We start from the raw sequence: 21200 nt of genomic DNA, 5'->3' as shown, positions 1-21200 counted from the left end.
TCCATCTCCCCTTATATCTATATTATTCATTCATTGCCAGTTCATAAATTGCTTGAGCGTAAATTGAGGTTGCTTTAAGTAAATCTTCAATATACATATATTCATCCTTTTGGTGGGCGATATCTGGTCTGCCTGGAAATAATGGTCCAAATGCGACCCCAGCTTTTAGGGAACGGGCGTATGTGCCTCCTCCAATCGCGATTAACTCCGCTTTGTCTCCTGTTTGTTCTTCATAAACTTTTTTCAGTGTTTGAATTAGGAACTCTTTTTCATCGACATGATGTGGTTTTGAGTCAGAAAAATTCTCTATCATAAATCCCTCATTACGCAAAAGATCATCCAGTTTTTTTTGTGTGGATTCCATTTTATTTGTAACTGGGTACCTGCAAGTCATGCCAATACTTCCACCCGATTCATCGGAGTAAGAAAGTTTACCAGGGTTGATCGTTAAGTCGCCGGAAATATCATCTGAATAGGCGACGCCTAGGTTTACCCCTCTTGAATCATTAAAGAAATAGCGGGATACGAAACGGAAATAGTGGGCAGCATTGGCATCCAGGTCCTGTTTAGAAAGAAACTCTGCTAAAAACACCCCTGCATTTATACCGTTTTTCGGTTCCATCCCATGAGCCGAGACACCCTTTACTTCTAAAATTAATTCTCCATTTTCGATTTTGTGATCATGTTCCAGTTGATATTCCTTCATAAAATTCGAAAATTGCTGGACCATTTCTTCCGGGTTTTCCTTAATATGAAGGGTAGCGGCTGCAAAATCAGGTACCATGTTGTACCGTTTGCCTGAGCTAAAACGTAGAACTTTGGCAATTGCCTCGTTTTCTTCATGAAGGAATTTTTTTTGAACCATATCAAAATCAGCAATTCCTTTTTCTGCATTAATAATCGGGAAATCTGCATCAGGGGCAAATCCTAAAGATGGCATTTCTTCATGTTTAAAATAATGTTCTACGCAGCGCCAATTACTTTCTTCATCCGTACCGATAATCATTCGGACACGCTTTTTAAGTGGCAAACCAAGTTCTTTAACGATTTTCATTGCATAATAGGCGGCCATTGTCGGTCCCTTATCATCTAATGCACCACGGGCAAAAATCTTCCCTTCGCGAATTTCCGCACTAAAAGGGTCACTGGACCACCCATCACCTTCTGGAACCACATCCACATGACAAAGGATGCCAAGCAATTCTTTTCCCTCGCCAAATTCCAGATGTCCTGCCAAGTTCCCTACATTTTTCGGGATAAAACCATCCTTTTCCCCAAGGTTTAGCATGAAATCAAGCGCCTCTTTCACCCCTTTTCCAAGCGGTGCATCAGCAGATGGATTCTCTTCATCTAAAAGACTTCTTATATGTAATAGATCTTGTGTGTCCTTAATCAAAGACTCTTTTCTTTTTTCAACTTCACTCACCCAATCAATCTTTGTCAATTCTGTAATCCCCCCCCTATAGTTGATGAAATCACTTCTATAGTAACAATATCATTATTTCAATTCTGTTATCAATTTTGCTTCAATTTTTTTATCATGAAAAATGATACATACTGATTTAACTAAAAATTCAAATAATTCGTCATAATCCATACATTAACGCCCATAAGCTATAGTAAGAGTACTGTAAGGGGGGGCGAATATCCGAACAATTTGTGTAAAATTTTGATAATTATTTTGTAAAATAAAGTATATTGGTGGAAATTTTCAAAATTTGTGGTTACAATAAGGGTAGATGGAAGTCATCTACGTATCCACAGTAAACATCCATAAAAAGGAGTTGTCTGCGCGGAAAAGAAAACTACATATTCTTGAAGAGGAATCTTCATACAGGCTGTCGGTAGAGGGATTACGCCATAGGTTTGAAAAAAGGATAGGGAGTGGTTCTTTGAAACCTTCGACTAACCGGATGTTAAACCGCATCAAATGTATCTACATGTTTATTCGCAATAATGGAACTGTCACAACGCAGGAACTTGTAGAGGAATTTGGTATCACTCCTCGCACCATACAACGAGATTTAAATGTCTTAGCCTACAATGACTTGGTAATAAGCCCAAGCCGCGGAAAATGGACGACTACGCAAAAGAGAGTAAAAATGACTTCATAACAAAAAAAGTAATCACATATGATTTAATAAAAAAGCACACGAGTTCACGCTCGCGTGCTTTTTATTTGACTAACTTTCAAGGCTGATCATGTACTTGATTTGTGATTTGTTTATATTCTTGTTCACTTAAAATACCGAGTTTCCTAAAAACATATGAATACATGAAAATCCTCCGCTGTAATCGAGGGGTTATGAACATATGCATCATCCTCCTACTTTCTTTTATTATATTCGCCACTTCAAACAAAGTTTCCTTCAACCAAAAAAAATTCTTACAGCTAATATTTTAACCTTTACCAAAATTAACCATACACGAGAACGTGATTGACAGATTTCGATAGTATGGTATATTAGTATAACAATCACTTTAGCGCTTAAAAGCGTCTAAGCAAAAAAGAGAAGTGGGTAGAAGACATGAAAAATAATCAACAGAATTTACAAAAGGGGCTATTGCCAAGGCATGTCCAGTTTATAGCCTTAGCTGGTATGATTGGTACAGGGATTTTTAAAGGCAGTTCCGATACATTATCGATTGCAGGACCTAGTGTAGTCGTAGCCTATTTAATTGGTGGTCTATTACTTTTTATCATTATGACTGCCTTAGGAGAAATGGCGCTTGCCTTTCCAAACTTAAATGTACAGCATTTAGTATACAAAGCATTTGGATTCCAAGTTTCTTATATCGTAGGATGGCTTTACTGGATCAATTGGATTATTGTAACCGTCGTTGAATTATTGGCAGCTGGAAGTTTTTTGCAATTTTGGTTTCCAACGATACCATTATGGCTGCTAAGTTTCCTTTGCGCCGTTGTCATTGTAGGAATTAATTTAACCCAAGTGAAATATTATGGGGAACTTGAATTTTGGTTTGCAGGAGTTAAAATTATCGCCCTTGTCGCGTTTATCATTTTAGGTTTTTCACTCCTATTTGGACTTATTCCCAGCTCGATTCAGGATCCACTCGCCAACTATACAGAACACGGTGGGTTTTTCCCGCATGGATTGGGTGGAACGTTCAGTGCCTTTTTAGTGGTGATGTTTTCTTATGGCGGCTCGGAATTAATCGGGATAGCTATAACTGAAACAAAAGATGCCGAGCGAGTGCTGCCAAAAATAATTAAAGGTGCGATATGGCGTGTTATCATTTTTTATATTTTACCTATTCTTATTATTTGTGGACTTATGCCTTGGGACAAAGTTACGGGTGCAGACAGTCCCTTCGTTCAGGTGTTCAGTGCAACTGGCTTACCGGGGGCAGCACATATTATGAACTTTGTTCTATTGACTGCCGTCCTTTCGGCTGCAAATTCAGGAATCTATGCGACATCGAGAACGCTTTTTTCGATGGCACAAAGTGGTGTTGCTCCGAAGGTTCTAGCAAAACTCTCGACAAAGGGAATTCCATTAACAGGAATCCTACTTACAAGTGTTTGTATACTAGGAGGTGTTTATTTAGCTTATTTAACACCTAGTCAGGTAATCGGTTATCTTATGACGATTCCGGGATTTACCGTTATGTTAATCTGGATCAGTATCTGCGCTGCACAATTAAAACTAAGACCGCTCTACAAAAGTCAACCGGCTTTTCAAGTGAAATGGTATCCATTCACAACCATCTTCGCGATTGTATCTATAAGTGTTATCTTTATTGGATTTGTGTTTAATCCAAATAATCTTATTGGTACATCAGTCAGCTTGGCCACGTTTGGCATGCTAATCATCCTCTCATTTGTTGTAAGAAAAAATGATTTTAAAGAAATTACTGTTTAATAAAAACAAGGCTTTGTTGAACTTGCCTGTTGATTGGAGCGAAAGAAGCTTTGCTTTCCGTGGGCGGTCCGGGGAGCCTCCCGCAGGAGTCTTCGCACCTTCCGCTCCAATCAACAGGGTGCCAAAATCAACAATGAGCTTTATCAGAGACAAATACAAAAAGGCCATCAACTACACGATGGCCTTTTTTGCTTTTTCAAAGAGAAAGCCTAGAAAAATATTCAATCACATACTGACGAAATTGTTGTCCTGCCTCAGATAAATAACGTCTCTTTGACCAGCCCAGCCCGATGGTCCTTTGGCATTTTGGTTCAATAATACTCAGTTTGTTTGGAAAGGGATTCGTCTTATGGAGTAACGAAATTTCCGGAATGAAAGCAATACCTAATCCTTGTCTTACCAATTCCCCAATCACCCCAGGCTCATCCCCTTCAAAAGCAATGTTTGGAACAAATCCTGCCTCACGACAAAATTCATCTGTTACGTTTCTAAACCCGAAACCAGTATTCATACTGATAAATGGTTCATCCTTAACTTCATGGAGAAATATTTTCTCTTTCCCTGCTAGCTGGTGTTCCGGGGGAACAATTAAGTATATCTCTTCTGTCATTAGAGGTTCCCAAACAATTTCCTCCCCCTCAATCGGCACAGATGAAATACAAAAATCAATCTCAGCCTTTTCAAGCTGACTTTTCATGGAGGAAGTTGACTCCAATACTTGTTGAAATGTAACATTGGGAAATTCCTTTAAAAAAGAACTCAATAACTCAGGAAGGACTCTTGGAATGCTTACAGCTAAGGTAATTTGTGTTTGCCCCTGATGGGCTCTTTCCGCGATTTCTCTTTTCCCTTCATTTAATTCTAAAAACATTCTATTTACTCGTTCTAAAAATAGTTTTCCATAGTCGTTTAGCCTGAGCTGCCGATTTTTCCGATCAAATAATGGAACACCCAGGTCTTCCTCTAATCGGGCTATCGTTTTACTTAAAGAAGGCTGAGCAATTTGAAGTTCTTCAGCAGCTTTGGTCATATGCTCCAGTCTGGCTACGGTCTGAAAATACTGTAATTGTAAAAACTCCATTATTCCCCTCCTTTTTCAATAGCTTGAAAGCTACTAATTGATAACTAATTATATATTATACAATATAGCAAAAAGTATTTATCATAGTGGTTATGTAAAAAAACTAAAGGTTAAGGGGTAATTTATGAAAGGAATTCACTTAGTATTTAGAGATTTAAAGATGATGTGGCATCATAAGCATGGAAGGATAGCTTTAGTGTTTCTATTAATTGTTCCATTAATATATTCTGGTTTCTTTCTCGCAGGTTATTGGAATCCTTATGGGCGTTTAGATCAACTTCCAGTCGCTGTCGTTAATCTAGATCAAGGTGGGATGATGAATAACAAGTCGATTGAAGCAGGTCAGGAATTTGTCAAAAACTTAAAAGAAAACAAGGATCTGAAGTTCTCCTTTCTCTCTGAAAACGCCGCAAACCAAGGTTTAAAGGATGGGACATATTATATGGTGCTGACAATTCCAAAGGATTTTTCACAAAAAATCAGTACACTAATGGATGAACATCCAGTGCAGGCAAACCTGCATTATAAAATAAACCCAGGAAAAAACTTCGTTGCTTCACAAATAAGTACTACCGCAACGGAAAAAATGAAAACAAAAATAGCGGCCAGCATTACCAAATCCTATGCTGATGGAGTATTTTCAAAGTTTATTGTGTTAGCAGACGGATTACGTGAAGCCGGCGATGGAGCCTCAAAAATTAATCAAGGAACGATGGATGCCAAGAATGGAATGATTCTGCTTTCAGATGGTGTTCACCGCTTAAATGATGGGGCAAAAAAGCTAGAGGATGGAAGTCAGCAACTTTCCACCGGACAAGAAAAATTAAAGAAAGGGCTTGACGGTTTAAAAGATGGCTCTCACTCTCTTTCGAATGGCATCGAACTGCTTTCACAAGGTCACACAACTTTAAAATCCGGGATGGAACAATTATCTAAAGGCATGCAATCTTTTGTCTTGAGTAGTGAAAAGTTATCCCAAGGTCAAGAAGGAATGAAAGACAAAACCGATCATTTAACAAAAGCTGTAGAACAATTTATTAAACATCATCCTGAGATGCAAGATGACCCGACCTTCCAACAAATTGCCGCCATGTCAACTGGCCTTTCCAAGGCAGCTGATTCATTGAGCAGCGGGCAAGCCCAACTTGCACAGGGGGCAAATCAATTAGTTCAAAGTCAAGAAAAAATTCAAGATGGGATGAATAGGTTCGGAAATAAAATGGATGAAGCTGCCAACGGGGCAAAAAAATTGTCTGAGGGCACAATTCAATTTTCCAATGGTTTCTCTCAATGGAAAAATGGTTTTTCCTCTTTAAACACTGGAATTAACGATTTAGCAAACGGTGGTAATAAATTAGATAATGGTACAAATCAATTAGTAGATGGTTTGAGTCAATTGACAGTGGGTTCAGACAAGTTAGCCTCTAAATTAAATGATGCGGCGCTACAAACATCAAGTATTCATAATAATGATCAATTAACTTCAATGTTTTCTGAACCCGTCAAATTAATAGAATCAGATTTATCCGAGGTTCCGAATTACGGCACCGGAATTAGCCCATATTTTCTTTCTTTGGCATTTTATGTAGGAGGAATTATGGCGGCTAACATTCTTCCACTAGGACGCAGACAAGACTTATTGGTCAATGGAACGCAACACTATATAAATAAACTTGGACTAAAGTACTCGATCGCGTTAATCCAAGTGTTAATTGTCGATTTGGTAGTCCTTTTCGGATTCAAAATCCATGTAGCTAGTGTTCCATTGTTTATTTTATCCAGTGTCATTGTCTCCTTTACCTTCATGACGTTTATCCTTATGTTAGTGACCTTGTTTGGTGTAGCAGGTAAATTTATGGCAGTCACTTTACTGGTCTTACAATTAGCAACATGTGGCGGAACCTTCCCTGGTGAATTGAGTAATCCTGTCCTTAGCAAAATCGGAAGCATTTTACCAATGTCCCATTCGTTACAAAGTTTCCAAGATGTTATATCTTTAGGAAACTGGGCTCAACTTCAACAGCAATTACTCATCTTACTCATCTACCTAGTAATTGCTGGTGTTATTGGATGGGTGACAAGTCATCTTCAACATGCTAAACAATCTGGGGAGCTTTCTTTATAAAAACTAAAAAAGTGATACCCAATAAATAAATGGGTATCACTTTTTTCATTCTATTTTGTTGTCTGACTTATCAATTTCAGAATGATGCTGTTTAACTTCTTGATTATCAGATTCAACAAAAAGCCTAAGTGCTGACAATTTATTTTCCCAAAATAGCTCAAAATATTGAAGCCAATCTTTTAATTCAAATAAGGGTTCTGGCTCAAGCTTGTACCTAGTTTCCCTGCCAGCTTTCCGTTCCTTTACCAGTCCCGCCTCTCGTAAGACACGTAGATGCTTTGATACGGCGGTCCGGCTTATCGGAAAGTGTTCACTTATTGCAGTGACAGGCATTTCTTCCTTGCTTAGCAGTTTTAACAACTTTCGTCTTGTTGGATCAGCGATGGCTTGAAAGACATCATGCTTTGCCGATAAAGCTGCCATTTATGCCTCAACATATGCTTGTAATTTTTTGACAAGACCTGCCCAGCCCTGATTCATGTTTTCACGAATTGGAGTATGTGGCGCGCCAAATTCAGTAACTTTGTTCGCGTCCCAACCGCCATGGATTAAAGTTAATTCTGTTTTATCATCCAGTTCTTTTAGTTCAAATGTTAGTGTCCAATCTTTACCCCAATTAAAAGAAAGACGGTTTGGCGGATCAACATGTGTTACCTTACATGGTGACATCCCAAATTGCGCTGCATTTAAATGAAATTCATGACCCTCAATAGGCTGAAGATCATTCGGCATGAACCATGCACCCAAGCCCTCTGCTGTCGCTACTGCATCCCATACTTTTGCAATCGGAGCATTATAAACGACTGTATACTTAATATCCTCTAATGTTGCTTGTGACTCGTTACCCATATGAATTGCCTCCTCTAATAGTGCTGCGATTATTTCTTAAATTGCGAAACCATTTGGTTTCATACAAAGACTATATAACACCTTTTGGTTTCATGTCAATCATTTCTTATTTTTTGATAATGGGATTAGCAGGAAATTTATGCTACTGTATAAATTAAGCAGGAAACCAAATTCTTATAAATCTGAGGTCATGATTATGTTAAATTCTCAATATTTACGAAGAGTTAATTTGAAGAGAGAGGAAATTCCCTCTTTTCATAAATATCCTTTTAATCTGCCCAGTATAAAAACATTGGACGAACTATCCTTCCACCCAAAAGTTACCTTTCTCATTGGTGAAAATGGCATGGGTAAGTCTACTTTGCTTGAAGCGATTGCGGTTGCGCTAGGTTTTAATCCTGAGGGCGGTTCCTTTAATTTCAATTTTTCAACCTACGATTCACATTCTCCTCTTGCGGACTACCTTAAAGTAATTAAAGGAATTGAAAAGCCTAAGGATGGCTTTTTCCTTCGGGCAGAAAGTTTTTATAATGTTGCATCCAATATTGAGGAGCTGGATAAAGGCGGCGGAGGCCGTAAAGTGATTGAATCCTTCGGTGGAGTTTCCCTCCATGAGCAGTCACATGGTGAGGCCTTCTTTGCTACATTTCTTCATCGTTTTAGCGGAAATGGGATATACCTTTTAGATGAACCGGAAGCAGCCCTTTCCCCACTGCGGCAGATGTCGATGCTGACAAGAATTCATGATTTGGTGAACGAACATTCTCAATTTATTATCGCTACCCATTCGCCCATCATCATGGCATATCCAGATGCAAAGATCCTTGAATTTACAGAAGAAAGTATCACGGAGTGCACCCTTGAAGACACAAATCATTATCGGATAATGAAACAATTTTTTGATGACAAAAATAGGATGCTTCATCATTTGTTAAACACTTAATTTTTCGGATGGAAAAAGAGCGCGGAGACCCGTGCTCTTTTTATTGGACAATATTTTTCCCATAAAAGATTTCATCCATCTCTATCTTTAACCGCTCCGTAATCTCAATATGTTCTTCAGGGGTTAAAGTATCTTTTGTATACCCAAATAAATAATTATTTAAATCGAATTCGCGTAACTTGCATTTCGTGTGAAAAATATGTTCCTGATAAACATTGACATCAATCATATCGAACAATTCACCAACATCCTCTGGGATATAATTCTGAATCGAATTGATTTCATGATCAATAAAGAGTTTGTGCCCCGTTTTATCCCTCGTAAACCCACGTACACGGTAATCAATGGTCATTACATCCGTTTCAAACGATCGAATCAAATAATGAAGTGCCTTCAGCGGCGATATCTCCCCGCAGGTAGACACATCGATGTCTGCTCTAAATGTACTAATTCCTTCATCTGGGTGAAATTCAGGGTATGTATGGACCGTGATATGGCTCTTATCTAACTGCATGACCACCGATTCCGGCAACGGTCCCGGAGATTCTTCAAAGGATTCAGATGGTGCATTGGCAACTGGCCCTTCAGAAACTAAAAGCGTCACGCTCGCACCAGCTGGTTCAAAGTCTTGGCTGGCCACATTTAATACATGTGCACCAATGATATCTGAAACATGTTTTAATATTTTTTGGAGCCTGTCTGCACTGTATTGTTCATCAATATACTTTAAATAGGCTTCTCGCTCATCCCGCGTTTTTGTAAAACAAATATCATACATATTAAAGCTCAACGATTTCGTTAAGTTATTAAAGCCGTGTAACTCAATTGCCTGCTCGTGTGTAAGTTTCATGACAGTTCCCCCTTAGAATTAAGGTTTCCTTTTCAAGTAAATATTATTAAGATACCCATCCAACAACCTTGTTACTTATTATTTTCAAATGTTTTTATCTTATTTATAATTATTATAATTTAATATTTACTTTTAATTAATATGTGTTATAATAAATTCAAATAAGATATTAGGAGGAATGCTAAATGACAGTTGAACAAGTAATTAACCAACAAATCGCAAATTGGAATGTACTGTATTCTAAATTACATCGTTTTCACTGGTATGTGAAAGGTCCCCACTTCTTTACCCTGCACGCAAAATTCGAAGAATTATATGAGGAAGCAGCAGCAACAATTGATGAGTTTGCAGAACAATTATTAACGATTGGCGGTCGTCCTGTTTCTACTCTTAAAGAGTATCTTCAACTCGCAACAATTGAGGAAACCAATCAAACTCTAACAGCCGAAGAGATGGTACAAACCATCGTCCATGATTTTTCTTTACTTATTGATGAGTTAAAGACGGGGATGGAAGTTGCTGAACAAAACAATGATGAAGTAACTAGAGATATGTTTTTAGGCCTAATTGGTAAGCTCAACAAACATAACTGGATGTTCCAATCATTCCTACAAGCTTAAATTTATTGTTATGGGAAATAGGACAAGGCTAATGCTTTGTCCTTTTTTCGTGGATTAAAATAGTTTTTTACCATTAGGCTCTGGTAATCATACCTGTTGATTTCCGCTCCAGTCGCTCAGCGCCCACAAGGCTGTCCGGGAGCCTCCTCGGCGCATGAGAAATGAGCGGGGTCTCCCGAAATAGACAAAAAAAGAAAAAGCAACTCTGCTTTTTCTTTTTTTATGACTATTTTACTTGATAATTTCTCAATAACTCAACTTCTTCATCTGTCAGTTCTCGATATTCCCCTAACTCCAGTGTTTCATCTAACGGCAAAGGCCCCATCGAAATCCGCTTTAGATAGACCACCTTTTTACCAACCGCTTCGAACATTCTTTTCACTTGATGAAATTTCCCCTCAGTAATCGTTAGTTCAATATCGGATCGGATTCCAGATTTTAGTATTTCCAATTCTCCTGGCTTAGTTTCGTAGCCATCATCCAAGGTGACCCCATGAGCAAATGCCTCTATATCATCTTCAGTTACTTCACCATCGATGACAGCAAAGTAGGTCTTCGGTACATGCTTTTTCGGAGAAAGTAACCGGTGCGCCAATTGACCGTCATTAGTGATGAGCAGTAATCCTTCTGTATCTTTATCCAACCTGCCAACAGGAAACGGCTCATAGACCTGGTCCTCAAGCTCTAATAAATCAATGACAGTTTCTGTCTTCGTATCTTCTGTCGCTGATAACACTCCCGGTGGTTTGTTCATCATCAGATAGATGTATTCTTTGTATTCAATAATTTCCCCATTTAGTGTCACGGTTTGCGTGGATGGGTCCACATGCTGCTTTGCATCTTTTACTACAACATCATCAACTTTTACCGCGCTGCTTTTTAATAGCTGTTTGACTTCCTTTCGGCTGCCATAGCCAAGGTTAGCCAGCATTTTATCTATTCTCAATGGTTCCATCTCCTTTTACAGAAGATTTTTAAAATCTTAACCTTAGTTTTTGCTTAATTCTATCAACCCTGTCACCGAATAAACGGTCCACTAATCCTGATTTCAGTCCCAAGTAAAAATAAATGACGGCTCCCACTCCAGCACTTAAGACGATAAGCAAGACGGATTGACTCTTGGAAGCAGGAGACAGGAATAATAATAGTAGTTTATAGACAATTTCTGTACCGCCCCACATCAAACCTGCGAATATCACGATCAATAAACTCCTCCGCCATACAAGCCGGAATCGATAGCGGGAAAATGTCTTGATTACAATTAGATTTATCACAATCGCTACGGTATACCCAAGTGCTGTTGCAAGTACGGCACCTCTGGTTTCAAACATTTTAATTAAAGGAATATTTAGCGAAAATTTTACTAAAAGACCCACAAGTAAGCTTAAGATGGTAAAGCGCTGTTCGTTGATGCCTTGTAAAATGGCTGCTGTAACTGAATAGAGAGAAAAGAGAATCGCAACCGGTGCATATGCGGCTAATACTTGTGTCCCTAGGTTATCATGCTCATAGAAAGTGGTGTAAACCGGTTCTGCCAATAAAGAAAGTCCAATCGCTGCTGGTAATGTTAAATATAGCAGCACTTGAAAGGTTTGATTTAGTTGACGGTTTAGGTTTTTGCTGTCATTCTCGACAAATGCCTTTGTAATGCTCGGTACGAGTGTTAAAGAGAATGCTGTTGCGAGTGAAACCGGAATAATCACAATTTTATGTGACTCGAAATTCAGGATTCCAAAAGCGGTATCTGCTAATTTCTCATTAATTCCTAACTCCACCATTGCCCTCGTTAATGTGATTTGATCAATAAATTGAAATAACGGATTCGCAATCCCGACAAAAACGAACGGAGCAGCGTAAATAAAGATTTCTTTATATATATCCGTTAAAGAGACTGTGATTGTCCCTTTATCGTGTTCAAGCAGTTCGTCCAAATAAGGTTTTCTTTTGAACCAATACCAAAATAAAACGACTAGCCCCCCGATGGCGCCGATAAAGGCTGCAAAGGTGGCCACACTAACTGCAGAAACAATAGTACCATTTAAAAATTTCAGGACCACATAGGCTCCTGCAAGTGTGAATGCAATTCTCACAATTTGTTCGACAACCTGTGAAACCGCTGATGGCCCCATGGATTGATGTCCCTGGAAGTAACCCCTGATTAAACTCATAAATGGAACAACAATCAATGCAAAGCTAACAGCACGTATTACCGTTATTACATCGGCCAGTTGTCCTTTTCCGGGATGACTTAGTTCTGCCAACAGAGGTGCTGCAAAATACATGACCAAGAATGCTACAAACCCCGTCAAGAGCATGACCACTAGTCCTGATTTAAAAAGCTTTCGGCCAACGGCATATTCTTCGAGCGCATTATATTTTGCAATAAATTTTGAAACTGCCAGCGGTACACCCGCCGTAGCGATACTGATAAAAATGGTGTATGGGACATACGAGAACGAATAAAGCTGTGTCCCCTGTTTTCCAACGATTTGATAGAACGGAATAACATAGATTAATCCGATAATCTTAGATAGTATGGTTCCAAACGTTAAAATAAATGTTCCCCGTAAAAGCTTTGACTGCATACAATCCCTTCCTACCCGAAGAAATACGTGCGCTTTTTCACAAAAATAATTCGACTTTTTTTGCACACTATTAGTAGTTTACAACTTCTTGCTCTCTGACGCTACTAACAACTAAATGAAATTTATAAAATATGGTCACATTCGTTTTATTTTGATGATAAATGTTTATAATGGAATGATGGATTACTATAAAGTTGGTGTAAATATGGAATATGATGTCATTGTCATCGGCGGCGGCCCATCCGGGTTAATGGCTGCCATTGCAGCCGGTGAAAAAGGTGCTAAAGTCCTTTTAATTGATAAAGGCGACAAACTTGGCAGAAAACTAGCAATTTCCGGAGGAGGACGCTGTAACGTCACCAATCGCCTGCCAATCGAAGAAATCATCAAGCATTTGCCGGGAAACGGAAAATTTTTATATAGTGCTTTTTCGATCTTTAGTAATGAAGATATTATTAAATTCTTTGAGAAATTGGGAATTGCCTTAAAGGAAGAAGATCACGGGCGGATGTTTCCAGTTTCTGATAAAGCACAGTCCGTTGTAGACGCATTACTAATTCAATTAGAAAAACTTCATGTACGCGTCTTCAAAAATAGTCCTGTTCGTGAGCTTATCTATGAAAATGAGCATGTTTCAGCTGTGGTTCTTAAGGACGGTCAAACCATATCGGCTAAATCCATCGTGATTGCCGTTGGGGGGAAGTCTGTCCCTCATACGGGTTCAACAGGTGATGGCTATGCCTGGGCTGAAAAAGCTGGCCATACGATTACAGAGCTGTTTCCAACAGAAGTACCCGTTACCTCTAATGAACCCTTTATTAAAAACAAAGTGCTTCAAGGGTTGTCGTTAAGAGATATCGACTTGAGTGTCTTGAACCCAAAAGACAAGCCAATCATCTCACATCGAATGGATATGATTTTTACCCATTTTGGGCTTAGCGGTCCAGCCGTCCTTCGCTGTAGCCAGTTCGTGGTAAAGGCCATGAAAAAGTGGAAATTAAAAGAAGTAACCATGAGCCTTGATGTCTTGCCTGATAAAAAAGAGGAAGAAGTTTTTCAAGAAATTCTTGCGCTTGTAAAAAGTGAGCCTAAGAAAAGTATTAAGAATACGCTCAAAGGGCTAGTCCCTGAACGATACCTACTTTTTCTATTAGAACAAAATGGGGTTGATCCAGCTGAGCAAGGCGGTACAATCTCCAATGAGAAAATTCGCAGTTTTTCTAAAAGTTGCAAGCAATTCCTTGTAAAAGTAAATGGTACCCTGCCACTTGAAAAAGCTTTTGTCACTGGCGGCGGTGTGTCAGTTAAAGAAATTGAGCCACAAACGATGGGTTCGAAATTCATGAATGGATTATATTTCTGCGGTGAAATTCTTGATATCCATGGCTATACCGGTGGTTACAATATTACCTCTGCTCTTGTAACGGGAAGATTAGCTGGGACCAATGCTGCCCTGTCTGCAAAAAATAAAAAGGTCTGACAAGTTGTCAGGCCTTGTAAATGATCATCGCTGAAAAACAATAAATCTGCTCCTCTTCTTCTTCCTCCGCCATTGCGGCCACATTATATTTAATATCCAGTAAGCTTGATTCATCTATTCCTTTTAAAAAATGATTCATTTCCTTTTCCAAATCCTTCTCATGCTCCCGATCAAACAGTTTCACCTGTATCAAAGTTCTCTCCCTCTCTTTTTTTACTATCATTCTAACCATTTATCTGAATTTTAAAAATTATCTCCCGAAAAAAGTTAAGTTTTTTTTAAGTTTGCACTTGTAAACTCCATTTAAGAAAGACAGTTTAACTTTTTGAAAGGAGAAAAAAACATGGATAAAAAACAAAAAATCTCTTGGGGCGTTAGTTTTGGAAGCCTAGCATTAGTCGCTGGAATGGTCTCCTATTTTGGACTATCGACTGGCGGTCAAACGAATAATAAAATTGCATTTAATCAAGGACAGCCTGCAAATAATAATTCAATTCAGCCATCACAAGATGACCTTTCTACACAACAGCGTCCCGGTCATGGACAAGGTTTCGACCAATCCTTTACCGATGATAACTCATCGCAATTCAATCAAAATGATGGTTCAACCAATAATTTTGATAATAATGATCAGTCCACAGCAGATAACGAACAATTCTACGGAAATAGCAACCAGCAAGGTCAATTCTCAAATGGCGGCGGTCCGGAAATGGGACATCAGGGCGGATATGATACAACTACAGGTGGAACCTGATGTATACTTATCGCTTCCCCTCGATGAGTACAACTGTTCAAATCTCCATTAGTCAAGAGTTGTTTGCCAACGATATGATGCCCATCTACAAGCTATTTGAATTAATAGAGGACACTTGCAGCCGTTTCCGTTCTGATAGCGAACTATCGCGATTAAACCAGCAGGTTGAAAAAGAAGTCATGGTTACAAGTAAGATGTTTTCCATATTATCTGACGCCCTGCGATTTTATAAAGAAACAGAAGGTATATTTAATCCTAGCATTCTATCAACGCTTGAAAATCATGGTTATGAAAAATCGATTGAACTGATAAAGGGGAAGGAATTAGAATTACCAGCACCTTCATCCGTGACAGCTATTCATTCGCAGCCCTTTCTATTAAATGAAAGTAAACGTGCTGTAACCCTATTAGCAAAAATTGACCTTGGGGGAATAGCCAAGGGCTGGGTGATTGATCGCGCCTCACAACTTTTAGAAAGGTTAGGTTATGGCTTTATCAACGTGGGCGGCGATATCCGGATTTTTGGGACGTTACCACGGCCATTAAATATTGGGATCGAGAGTCCATTTGCAGAAAAAGAGATGATTTCTTCGATTCAGTTCGAAACCGGAGCGCTTGCTACTTCAACTAGCATGAAAAGAAAGTGGCTTATGAATGGGGAGTTGTTTCATCATTTAATTGATACTCAGACAGGCAAACCTAGTAAAAGCACTATTGTTTCTGCAACCGTTACTGCCCCAACTGCTTTGGAAGCGGACGTTTGGGCAAAAACAGCTCTTTTACTTGGTGAACAGGATGGACAAGAATGGGTTACTAAAAGAAGTGTTAACACTGTGTTCATAACTAAAGATGGAGATATTTGGAGAGGAGGAAAGTAATTTGGAAATGTTTGAATGGTATATGATTCGTGCAACAGGTTTGGCAGCATACCTTTTACTTTACTTGTCAGTCCTTATTGGACTCTACTCCCAAGTACAGAAAAAGCGAAAACAAAAGGTCACTGCCTCCCTATTTTTGCACGAGTCACTATCAAATTGGGCCCTGTATCTTGTCATTGGCCACGTAGGATTTTTATTAATTGATTCGTATATCTCATTACAATGGTTTGAGGTACTCATTCCGTTTAAGACAGACTATAAGCCATGGCCAATGGCGCTCGGCGCATTATCCTTATATTTTTTGATTATGACGATTGGTACATCCAAAGCACGGAAAAAAATCGGTTATCAAAAATGGCGGAAATTACACGCATTGAATCCGATTCTCTATATATTCGTTACCATCCACGGTTTATTGATTGGTACGGATATTCAAGCCACTGTGCTTGCGGCAGTCAATATCCTGCCGCTAATCGTTATCGGAAGTTTGTTGTTGAAAGATAAACCTAAACTTGATGTCACTCATTGAATGATTTCTAAAAATCATAAACCTTCTGAAGTCGATTCCTTAACGCACAGGAAATCGGCTTTTTTAATGGGTTGAAACTTCCTTACAATTGTAAAACCGCATTTTCCTGACGCTACCGTTACTTGGGTGACTCTATTTTCCTCAGTATACATTACAAAAATCCGCTTTTGTAATATAGCAAATCCGGACAAGCCGCATTTAATATACAGTAAGTAAAAAATTATTAAAAGGAAGGAATGATTAATATGTGTGGATCACATAAAAATAAAACATCATTTTGCTGCCCAGAAGCAGAGATTTTTACAGAAGAAATTTGTGGTAACCTTCAAGGACCGATTGACCAGGTAGTGTGGACAGCACCTTCACCAAGCGACTTTATTCAAGGTACCTTCACGGTGACTAACACTGGAAGTTCACCATTTATTTTTTCGGTTAATGGCATTGTTCAAACCGTGCCAGCAGGAAACACTGTATCATTATCGGTTAATAACCCAACTACGTTTATAGTTACTTTAGGTGCAGAAGATAGAGGAAGATTTTGCATCACATTGTACAAGCGTCTTTTCGCTTAATCCATTTATAGCAAAAGGGAGGACAGACACTGACAGCTTGTCATGGTCTGCCTGCCCTTTATTTTTGTTGGTAACCATTTGTGTAATGCCAAATTGTTCCATCTTGCTTAAGAGATAATAAAAAAGGCTAAAATAGGCTATTTTCTTACTTACTAAATAAGAAATATAAAATCTAAAATGATGTTACTCAGTCAAAAAGCATAGCTTCTATATTGGTGCATACGAAAATGCACTGCTTAATGCAGTGCATTTGATTGTGCCATTTCCTAAATTAATTAGCCCAGAATAGGGAATCTTTTATTCAGTGTATTCAGTCTCTCCCGTCCATGCGAGCATACCGCCAACCATATTACGGACCTTATAGCCCTGGTCCTGCAAATAATGGCAGACATTCCCGCTTCGTGCACTGGAGCGGCAGATAAAGATATACTCTTTTTCCTTGTCAAAATAGTCGAGATTATCAGGGATCTCACCCATACGGATATGCTTTGCCCCTGGGACCATCCCGAATACAACCTCATGATCTTCCCTTACATCAACGAGCTCAAGTTTTTCCCCTGCCTCAAGCTTTTTTTGTAATTCTTCTGGTGTAATCGTTTGAATTTCTTCCATCAAATCCATCCCCTTAGGAAAAACAGCCCCAGGAAAGGGGCCGTTTTCTTAGTTTAATTTGCGACGATATTAACAAGCTTTCCAGGAACAGTGATTACTTTACGAATCGTCTTTCCTTCAATTTGTTCTTTGATATGAGCATCTTCCATTGCGATGCCCTCAAGTGATTCTTTACTTGCATCAGTTGGTACCATAAGCTTTGCTTTTACTTTACCATTAACCTGGATGACAATTTCAACTTCATCATCCACTAGTTTTGCCTCATCATAAGCTGGCCATGCTTCGTAAGTAATCGTTTCATTATTTCCTAACTTCTCCCAAAGCTCCTCAGCGATATGCGGGCAAACAGGTGCAAGCATTTTAACAAATCCTTCAATGTACTCTTTTGGTAGTACTGTTGCTTTATAGGCTTCATTAATGAATACCATCATTTGAGAAATCGCGGTATTAAATCTTAAGCCTTCATAATCCTCTGTCACTTTTTTCACAGTTTGATGATATACTTTTTCCAAACTAGAAGCTTCTTCATTTGCTTGTATCTTCGGATTTAATTCCCCGTTTTCCTCAACCAATAAACGCCAGATCCGGTCTAAGAAACGGCGTGAGCCATCAAGTCCATTTGTCGACCAAGCAATCGATGCATCTAGCGGTCCCATGAACATTTCATACAGGCGAAGCGTATCAGCACCATGGCTGTCTACGATATCATCAGGGTTTACTACATTCCCTTTTGATTTACTCATTTTTTCATTACCTTCACCTAAAATCATTCCTTGGTTAAATAACTTTTGGAATGGTTCTTTGGTTGGAACCACACCGATATCATATAAGAATTTATGCCAGAAGCGCGCATAAAGTAAATGTAAAACGGCATGTTCAGCCCCGCCAATGTAAATATCAACTGGAAGCCAATGATTTAACTTTTCTTGAGATGCCAGTTCCTGACCATTTTTCGGGTCAATGTAGCGTAAATAATACCAGCAGCTGCCTGCCCATTGCGGCATTGTATTGGTTTCACGACGGCCCTTTTTGCCTGTTTCCGGGTCTACAACATTCACGAAATCTGCGATAACCGCAAGTGGAGATTCTCCAGTTCCAGATGGACGGATTTCTTTCGTTTTTGGTAACATCAGTGGAAGCTGGTCTTCTGGAACGGCTGTCATTGTGCCATCTTCCCAATGGATAATCGGAATTGGTTCACCCCAATAACGCTGACGGCTAAACAGCCAATCCCGTAGGCGGAAAGTCACTTTCTTTGTACCAATCCCTTTTTCTTCTAACCAAGCAATCATTTTTTGAATGCCTTCAGTTTTATCCAAGCCATTTAAGAATTCTGAGTTAATGTGTTCACCATCGCCTGTGTAGGCTTCTTTTTCAATATCTCCACCAGCGACAACGGCCTTAATCGGAAGGTTAAATTCTTTTGCGAATTCATAATCACGCTCGTCGTGTGCTGGAACCGCCATAATAGCACCCGTTCCGTAACTTACTAATACATAGTCAGCAATCCATATCGGCATTTTTTCACCATTGGCAGGATTGATGGCATAGGCGCCAGTAAATACACCTGTTTTTTCTTTTGCAAGATCTGTACGCTCTAAATCGCTCTTTGTTTTCACTTTATCCAAATAAGCATTCACCGCAGCGCGCTGTTCTGCTGTTGTAATTTTATCTACAAAAGCATGTTCAGGGGCAAGTACGGCATACGTAGCACCAAATAAGGTATCAGGACGAGTAGTGAATACAGTAAATTTCTCTTCGTGTCCTTCGATTGAGAAAATAACTTCGGCACCTTCAGAACGACCGATCCAGTTGCGCTGCATTTCCTTCAAGCTTTCTGGCCAATCAAGTTCTTCAAGGTCTTCAAGTAAACGGTCACCGTAAGCTGTGATTCTTAACATCCACTGCTTCATCGGACGGCGTTCAACTGGGTGCCCTCCACGTTCACTTTTGCCATCAATTACTTCTTCATTTGCTAATACCGTTCCAAGTGCTGGGCACCAGTTTACCGCTACCTCGTCAATATAGGCTAAGCCTTTTTCAAATAGCTTTAAGAAAATCCATTGGGTCCATTTGTAGTAATCAGGATCGGTGGTGTTGACTTCACGATCCCAGTCATACGAGAATCCTAAGGATTTAATTTGCCGGCGGAATGTGTTGATATTCTGTTCTGTAAATTCAGCAGGGTCGTTCCCCGTATCTAAGGCGTACTGTTCTGCCGGTAAGCCGAATGCATCCCATCCCATTGGATGAAGCACATTGTATCCCTGCATCCGCTTTAAGCGGGAAAGAATATCGGTTGCTGTATAACCTTCAGGGTGTCCAACATGGAGTCCTGCACCTGATGGATATGGAAACATATCTAAAGCGTAGAATTTTCTTTTATCATATTCTTCGCTTGTTTTGAATGTTTTTTCTTCTTCCCATTTTTTTTGCCACTTTTGTTCGATTTGATTATGATCGAAACTCATAATGCTCTTCCTCCTAAAAAAAAATAAAAAATCCTCTCATCCCAAAAAGGGACGAGAGGATTGTATGTATCTTCCCGCGGTACCACCCACATTAGTGCTGACTGCACTCGCTTCATTCATCCTTAACGCGGAAAACGGCAAACATTACTATTCCTTCATGCTTGCAACTCATAGGCGAGTTCATGATGTACCCGGTTGACTTCCACCAGCCGTCAACTCTCTAAGTGCGGATATGAACCACTACTACTCCTGATCACTGTCTTTTCAATATAAACTATTACGGTTATTGTAATAAATTTTTAATGAATATGCAAGTAAGGTCAAATATTTAAGGCTTTTCCCCAAGCAAAAAAGCTTTGTCTTACATTCTATAAATTAAAAAGGACTGATTCATAATGATACCTACTTTATATGCATGGAGTAATTCATTCAAGTCAACATCTGTTTCTGTTGCTGATACTACTGCTGATGCTACTACTGATTCTGTTACTACTGTTGATGCTGTTACTACTGTTGATGCTGTTACTACTGTTGATGCTGATATTAATTCTAACTCAGACCACGGGTCATCATCTCCAGAAAAAGATATAAGCAAAATTGTTTGTAATAGCATATGTGGGAATTTATTATTGAGCGACCAGGTTTCCAATTTAGAGATTTGGAGAAAAAGCAATGTGCAGAATGCCACCGTAACAATTGCTGTATTCAATAGCGCGATGAACACTTCATCCATTAAAGTTATTGTGAGGCGAACTGGAGGAAGCCCTGTCAAATTCACGGTTCCTCCCGGCAATACGCTTTCCGCTACAGTTGAGAATGCTAAATCAATATGTGTTTTACGGAGAGGATCAGGAATAACTGAGGGTAAATTTTGTTTGGACGTGTGTTTTAATCTGAGACATGGTGAATACGTTGTATGAGAGTGTATTCGCTTAGTAACCTCTTGCTTTCAGTTTAACGAAAGCAA

At 39.2% G+C, this 21200-nt stretch carries 21 protein-coding genes and 1 other annotated feature; of the genes, 11 read left to right on the top strand and 10 right to left on the bottom strand.

Annotated features, from left to right (window positions below; all coding sequences use genetic code 11):
• Positions 1 to 22: 22 nt before the first annotated feature.
• Entirely contained in the window at positions 23 to 1444 is a 1422-nt protein-coding gene (gene pepV, locus KW850_RS18965; RefSeq protein ID WP_218349337.1) for a dipeptidase PepV, read from the bottom strand.
• 448 nt (positions 1445 to 1892) lie between these two features.
• Here pepV and KW850_RS18960 point away from each other — a divergent pair, with 448 nt between their 5' ends.
• The gene (locus tag KW850_RS18960) at positions 1893 to 2114 is read left to right on the top strand and encodes a DeoR family transcriptional regulator (protein WP_218349336.1); all 222 of its coding nucleotides are present in this window, start codon (positions 1893 to 1895) and stop codon (positions 2112 to 2114) included.
• Between the two features lie 414 nt (positions 2115 to 2528).
• The gene (locus KW850_RS18955; RefSeq protein WP_218349335.1) at positions 2529 to 3884 is read left to right on the top strand and encodes an amino acid permease; all 1356 of its coding nucleotides are present in this window, start codon (positions 2529 to 2531) and stop codon (positions 3882 to 3884) included.
• Positions 3885 to 4080: 196 nt separating this feature from the next.
• On the opposite strand, the gene KW850_RS18950 is transcribed toward KW850_RS18955, so the two are convergent.
• On the bottom strand, positions 4081 to 4965 hold the full coding sequence (locus tag KW850_RS18950) for a LysR family transcriptional regulator (protein WP_218349334.1): 885 nt from the start codon (positions 4963 to 4965) through the stop codon (positions 4081 to 4083).
• 124 nt (positions 4966 to 5089) lie between these two features.
• On the opposite strand from KW850_RS18950, the gene KW850_RS18945 reads away from it, so the two are divergent.
• Positions 5090 to 7090 carry a YhgE/Pip family protein gene (locus KW850_RS18945; RefSeq protein ID WP_218349333.1) on the top strand — a complete coding sequence of 667 codons (2001 nt, stop codon included), beginning with the start codon at positions 5090 to 5092 and terminating at the stop codon, positions 7088 to 7090.
• Between the two features lie 45 nt (positions 7091 to 7135).
• Here KW850_RS18945 and KW850_RS18940 read toward each other — a convergent pair whose 3' ends face one another.
• Positions 7136 to 7513, bottom strand: coding sequence for an ArsR/SmtB family transcription factor (locus KW850_RS18940; protein WP_218349332.1), 378 nt, complete (start codon positions 7511 to 7513; stop codon positions 7136 to 7138).
• Positions 7514 to 7939: an SRPBCC family protein gene (locus tag KW850_RS18935; protein ID WP_218349331.1), complete on the bottom strand. Its 426-nt coding sequence runs from the start codon at positions 7937 to 7939 to the stop codon at positions 7514 to 7516.
• Between the two features lie 190 nt (positions 7940 to 8129).
• Here KW850_RS18935 and KW850_RS18930 point away from each other — a divergent pair, with 190 nt between their 5' ends.
• Positions 8130 to 8882 (top strand): AAA family ATPase, encoded by a 753-nt coding sequence (locus tag KW850_RS18930; protein ID WP_374226366.1) that lies wholly within the window; start codon positions 8130 to 8132, stop codon positions 8880 to 8882.
• Positions 8883 to 8922: 40 nt separating this feature from the next.
• Here KW850_RS18930 and speD read toward each other — a convergent pair whose 3' ends face one another.
• Positions 8923 to 9732: an adenosylmethionine decarboxylase gene (gene speD, locus KW850_RS18925; RefSeq protein WP_218349329.1), complete on the bottom strand. Its 810-nt coding sequence runs from the start codon at positions 9730 to 9732 to the stop codon at positions 8923 to 8925.
• Positions 9733 to 9917: 185 nt separating this feature from the next.
• Between speD and KW850_RS18920 the strand changes: the two genes are divergently transcribed.
• Positions 9918 to 10352 carry a Dps family protein gene (locus tag KW850_RS18920; protein WP_218349328.1) on the top strand — a complete coding sequence of 145 codons (435 nt, stop codon included), beginning with the start codon at positions 9918 to 9920 and terminating at the stop codon, positions 10350 to 10352.
• Positions 10353 to 10578: 226 nt separating this feature from the next.
• On the opposite strand, the gene KW850_RS18915 is transcribed toward KW850_RS18920, so the two are convergent.
• The gene (locus KW850_RS18915) at positions 10579 to 11298 is read right to left on the bottom strand and encodes a pseudouridine synthase (protein WP_218349327.1); all 720 of its coding nucleotides are present in this window, start codon (positions 11296 to 11298) and stop codon (positions 10579 to 10581) included.
• Between the two features lie 28 nt (positions 11299 to 11326).
• Positions 11327 to 12937 (bottom strand): putative polysaccharide biosynthesis protein, encoded by a 1611-nt coding sequence (locus KW850_RS18910; RefSeq protein ID WP_218349326.1) that lies wholly within the window; start codon positions 12935 to 12937, stop codon positions 11327 to 11329.
• Positions 12938 to 13142: 205 nt separating this feature from the next.
• On the opposite strand from KW850_RS18910, the gene KW850_RS18905 reads away from it, so the two are divergent.
• Positions 13143 to 14417, top strand: a complete 1275-nt coding sequence (locus KW850_RS18905) for a BaiN/RdsA family NAD(P)/FAD-dependent oxidoreductase (protein WP_218349404.1) — start codon at positions 13143 to 13145, stop codon at positions 14415 to 14417.
• Between the two features lie 7 nt (positions 14418 to 14424).
• Here the strand turns inward: KW850_RS18905 and KW850_RS18900 are convergent, their stop codons facing one another.
• Positions 14425 to 14610 carry a sporulation protein Cse60 gene (locus KW850_RS18900; protein WP_218349325.1) on the bottom strand — a complete coding sequence of 62 codons (186 nt, stop codon included), beginning with the start codon at positions 14608 to 14610 and terminating at the stop codon, positions 14425 to 14427.
• A gap of 150 nt (positions 14611 to 14760) precedes the next feature.
• Here KW850_RS18900 and KW850_RS18895 point away from each other — a divergent pair, with 150 nt between their 5' ends.
• From KW850_RS18895 to KW850_RS18880, 4 genes are all read left to right on the top strand, one after another.
• A complete protein-coding gene (locus KW850_RS18895) occupies positions 14761 to 15171 on the top strand; it encodes a hypothetical protein (protein WP_218349324.1) in 411 nt (136 codons plus the stop codon).
• The gene (locus KW850_RS18890; protein ID WP_218349323.1) at positions 15171 to 16049 is read left to right on the top strand and encodes an FAD:protein FMN transferase; all 879 of its coding nucleotides are present in this window, start codon (positions 15171 to 15173) and stop codon (positions 16047 to 16049) included. Before KW850_RS18895 ends, KW850_RS18890 begins: the two co-directional genes overlap by 1 nt.
• Positions 16050 to 16056: 7 nt before the next feature.
• A complete protein-coding gene (locus KW850_RS18885; RefSeq protein ID WP_256358336.1) occupies positions 16057 to 16578 on the top strand; it encodes a ferric reductase-like transmembrane domain-containing protein in 522 nt (173 codons plus the stop codon).
• Between the two features lie 245 nt (positions 16579 to 16823).
• Positions 16824 to 17150 (top strand): S-Ena type endospore appendage, encoded by a 327-nt coding sequence (locus tag KW850_RS18880; RefSeq protein WP_218349321.1) that lies wholly within the window; start codon positions 16824 to 16826, stop codon positions 17148 to 17150.
• 297 nt (positions 17151 to 17447) lie between these two features.
• Here the strand turns inward: KW850_RS18880 and KW850_RS18875 are convergent, their stop codons facing one another.
• Both KW850_RS18875 and leuS read right to left on the bottom strand, forming a co-directional pair.
• On the bottom strand, positions 17448 to 17762 hold the full coding sequence (locus tag KW850_RS18875; RefSeq protein WP_218349320.1) for a rhodanese-like domain-containing protein: 315 nt from the start codon (positions 17760 to 17762) through the stop codon (positions 17448 to 17450).
• A 53-nt stretch (positions 17763 to 17815) separates the two neighbouring features.
• The gene (gene leuS, locus KW850_RS18870; protein WP_218349319.1) at positions 17816 to 20233 is read right to left on the bottom strand and encodes a leucine--tRNA ligase; all 2418 of its coding nucleotides are present in this window, start codon (positions 20231 to 20233) and stop codon (positions 17816 to 17818) included.
• Positions 20234 to 20277: 44 nt separating this feature from the next.
• Positions 20278 to 20499 (bottom strand) — a binding site (T-box leader).
• Positions 20500 to 20628: 129 nt separating this feature from the next.
• Here leuS and KW850_RS34290 point away from each other — a divergent pair.
• Positions 20629 to 21153, top strand: a complete 525-nt coding sequence (locus tag KW850_RS34290) for an S-Ena type endospore appendage (RefSeq protein ID WP_374226356.1) — start codon at positions 20629 to 20631, stop codon at positions 21151 to 21153.
• Positions 21154 to 21200: the final 47 nt, after the last annotated feature.

The sequence above is a fragment of the Bacillus sp. sid0103 genome, from assembly GCF_019219025.1.
Note: the sequence above shows the minus strand (reverse complement) of the source record. Positions and strands in the feature narration are given on the sequence as shown.

Excerpts from the sequence above, each read along its gene's own strand:
- KW850_RS18955 (WP_218349335.1), top strand. The coding sequence starts at position 2,529 with ATGAAAAATAATCAACAGAATTTACAAAAGGGGCTATTGCCAAGGCAT.
- KW850_RS18950 (WP_218349334.1), bottom strand. The coding sequence starts at position 4,965 with ATGGAGTTTTTACAATTACAGTATTTTCAGACCGTAGCCAGACTGGAG.
- KW850_RS18945 (WP_218349333.1), top strand. The coding sequence starts at position 5,090 with ATGAAAGGAATTCACTTAGTATTTAGAGATTTAAAGATGATGTGGCAT.
- KW850_RS18940 (WP_218349332.1), bottom strand. The coding sequence starts at position 7,513 with ATGGCAGCTTTATCGGCAAAGCATGATGTCTTTCAAGCCATCGCTGAT.
- KW850_RS18935 (WP_218349331.1), bottom strand. The coding sequence starts at position 7,939 with ATGGGTAACGAGTCACAAGCAACATTAGAGGATATTAAGTATACAGTC.
- KW850_RS18930 (WP_374226366.1), top strand. The coding sequence starts at position 8,130 with ATGATTATGTTAAATTCTCAATATTTACGAAGAGTTAATTTGAAGAGA.
- speD (WP_218349329.1), bottom strand. The coding sequence starts at position 9,732 with ATGAAACTTACACACGAGCAGGCAATTGAGTTACACGGCTTTAATAAC.
- KW850_RS18920 (WP_218349328.1), top strand. The coding sequence starts at position 9,918 with ATGACAGTTGAACAAGTAATTAACCAACAAATCGCAAATTGGAATGTA.
- KW850_RS18910 (WP_218349326.1), bottom strand. The coding sequence starts at position 12,937 with ATGCAGTCAAAGCTTTTACGGGGAACATTTATTTTAACGTTTGGAACC.
- KW850_RS18905 (WP_218349404.1), top strand. The coding sequence starts at position 13,143 with ATGGAATATGATGTCATTGTCATCGGCGGCGGCCCATCCGGGTTAATG.
- KW850_RS18895 (WP_218349324.1), top strand. The coding sequence starts at position 14,761 with ATGGATAAAAAACAAAAAATCTCTTGGGGCGTTAGTTTTGGAAGCCTA.
- KW850_RS18890 (WP_218349323.1), top strand. The coding sequence starts at position 15,171 with ATGTATACTTATCGCTTCCCCTCGATGAGTACAACTGTTCAAATCTCC.
- KW850_RS18885 (WP_256358336.1), top strand. The coding sequence starts at position 16,057 with ATGTTTGAATGGTATATGATTCGTGCAACAGGTTTGGCAGCATACCTT.
- KW850_RS18880 (WP_218349321.1), top strand. The coding sequence starts at position 16,824 with ATGTGTGGATCACATAAAAATAAAACATCATTTTGCTGCCCAGAAGCA.
- KW850_RS18875 (WP_218349320.1), bottom strand. The coding sequence starts at position 17,762 with ATGGAAGAAATTCAAACGATTACACCAGAAGAATTACAAAAAAAGCTT.
- leuS (WP_218349319.1), bottom strand. The coding sequence starts at position 20,233 with ATGAGTTTCGATCATAATCAAATCGAACAAAAGTGGCAAAAAAAATGG.
- KW850_RS34290 (WP_374226356.1), top strand. The coding sequence starts at position 20,629 with ATGATACCTACTTTATATGCATGGAGTAATTCATTCAAGTCAACATCT.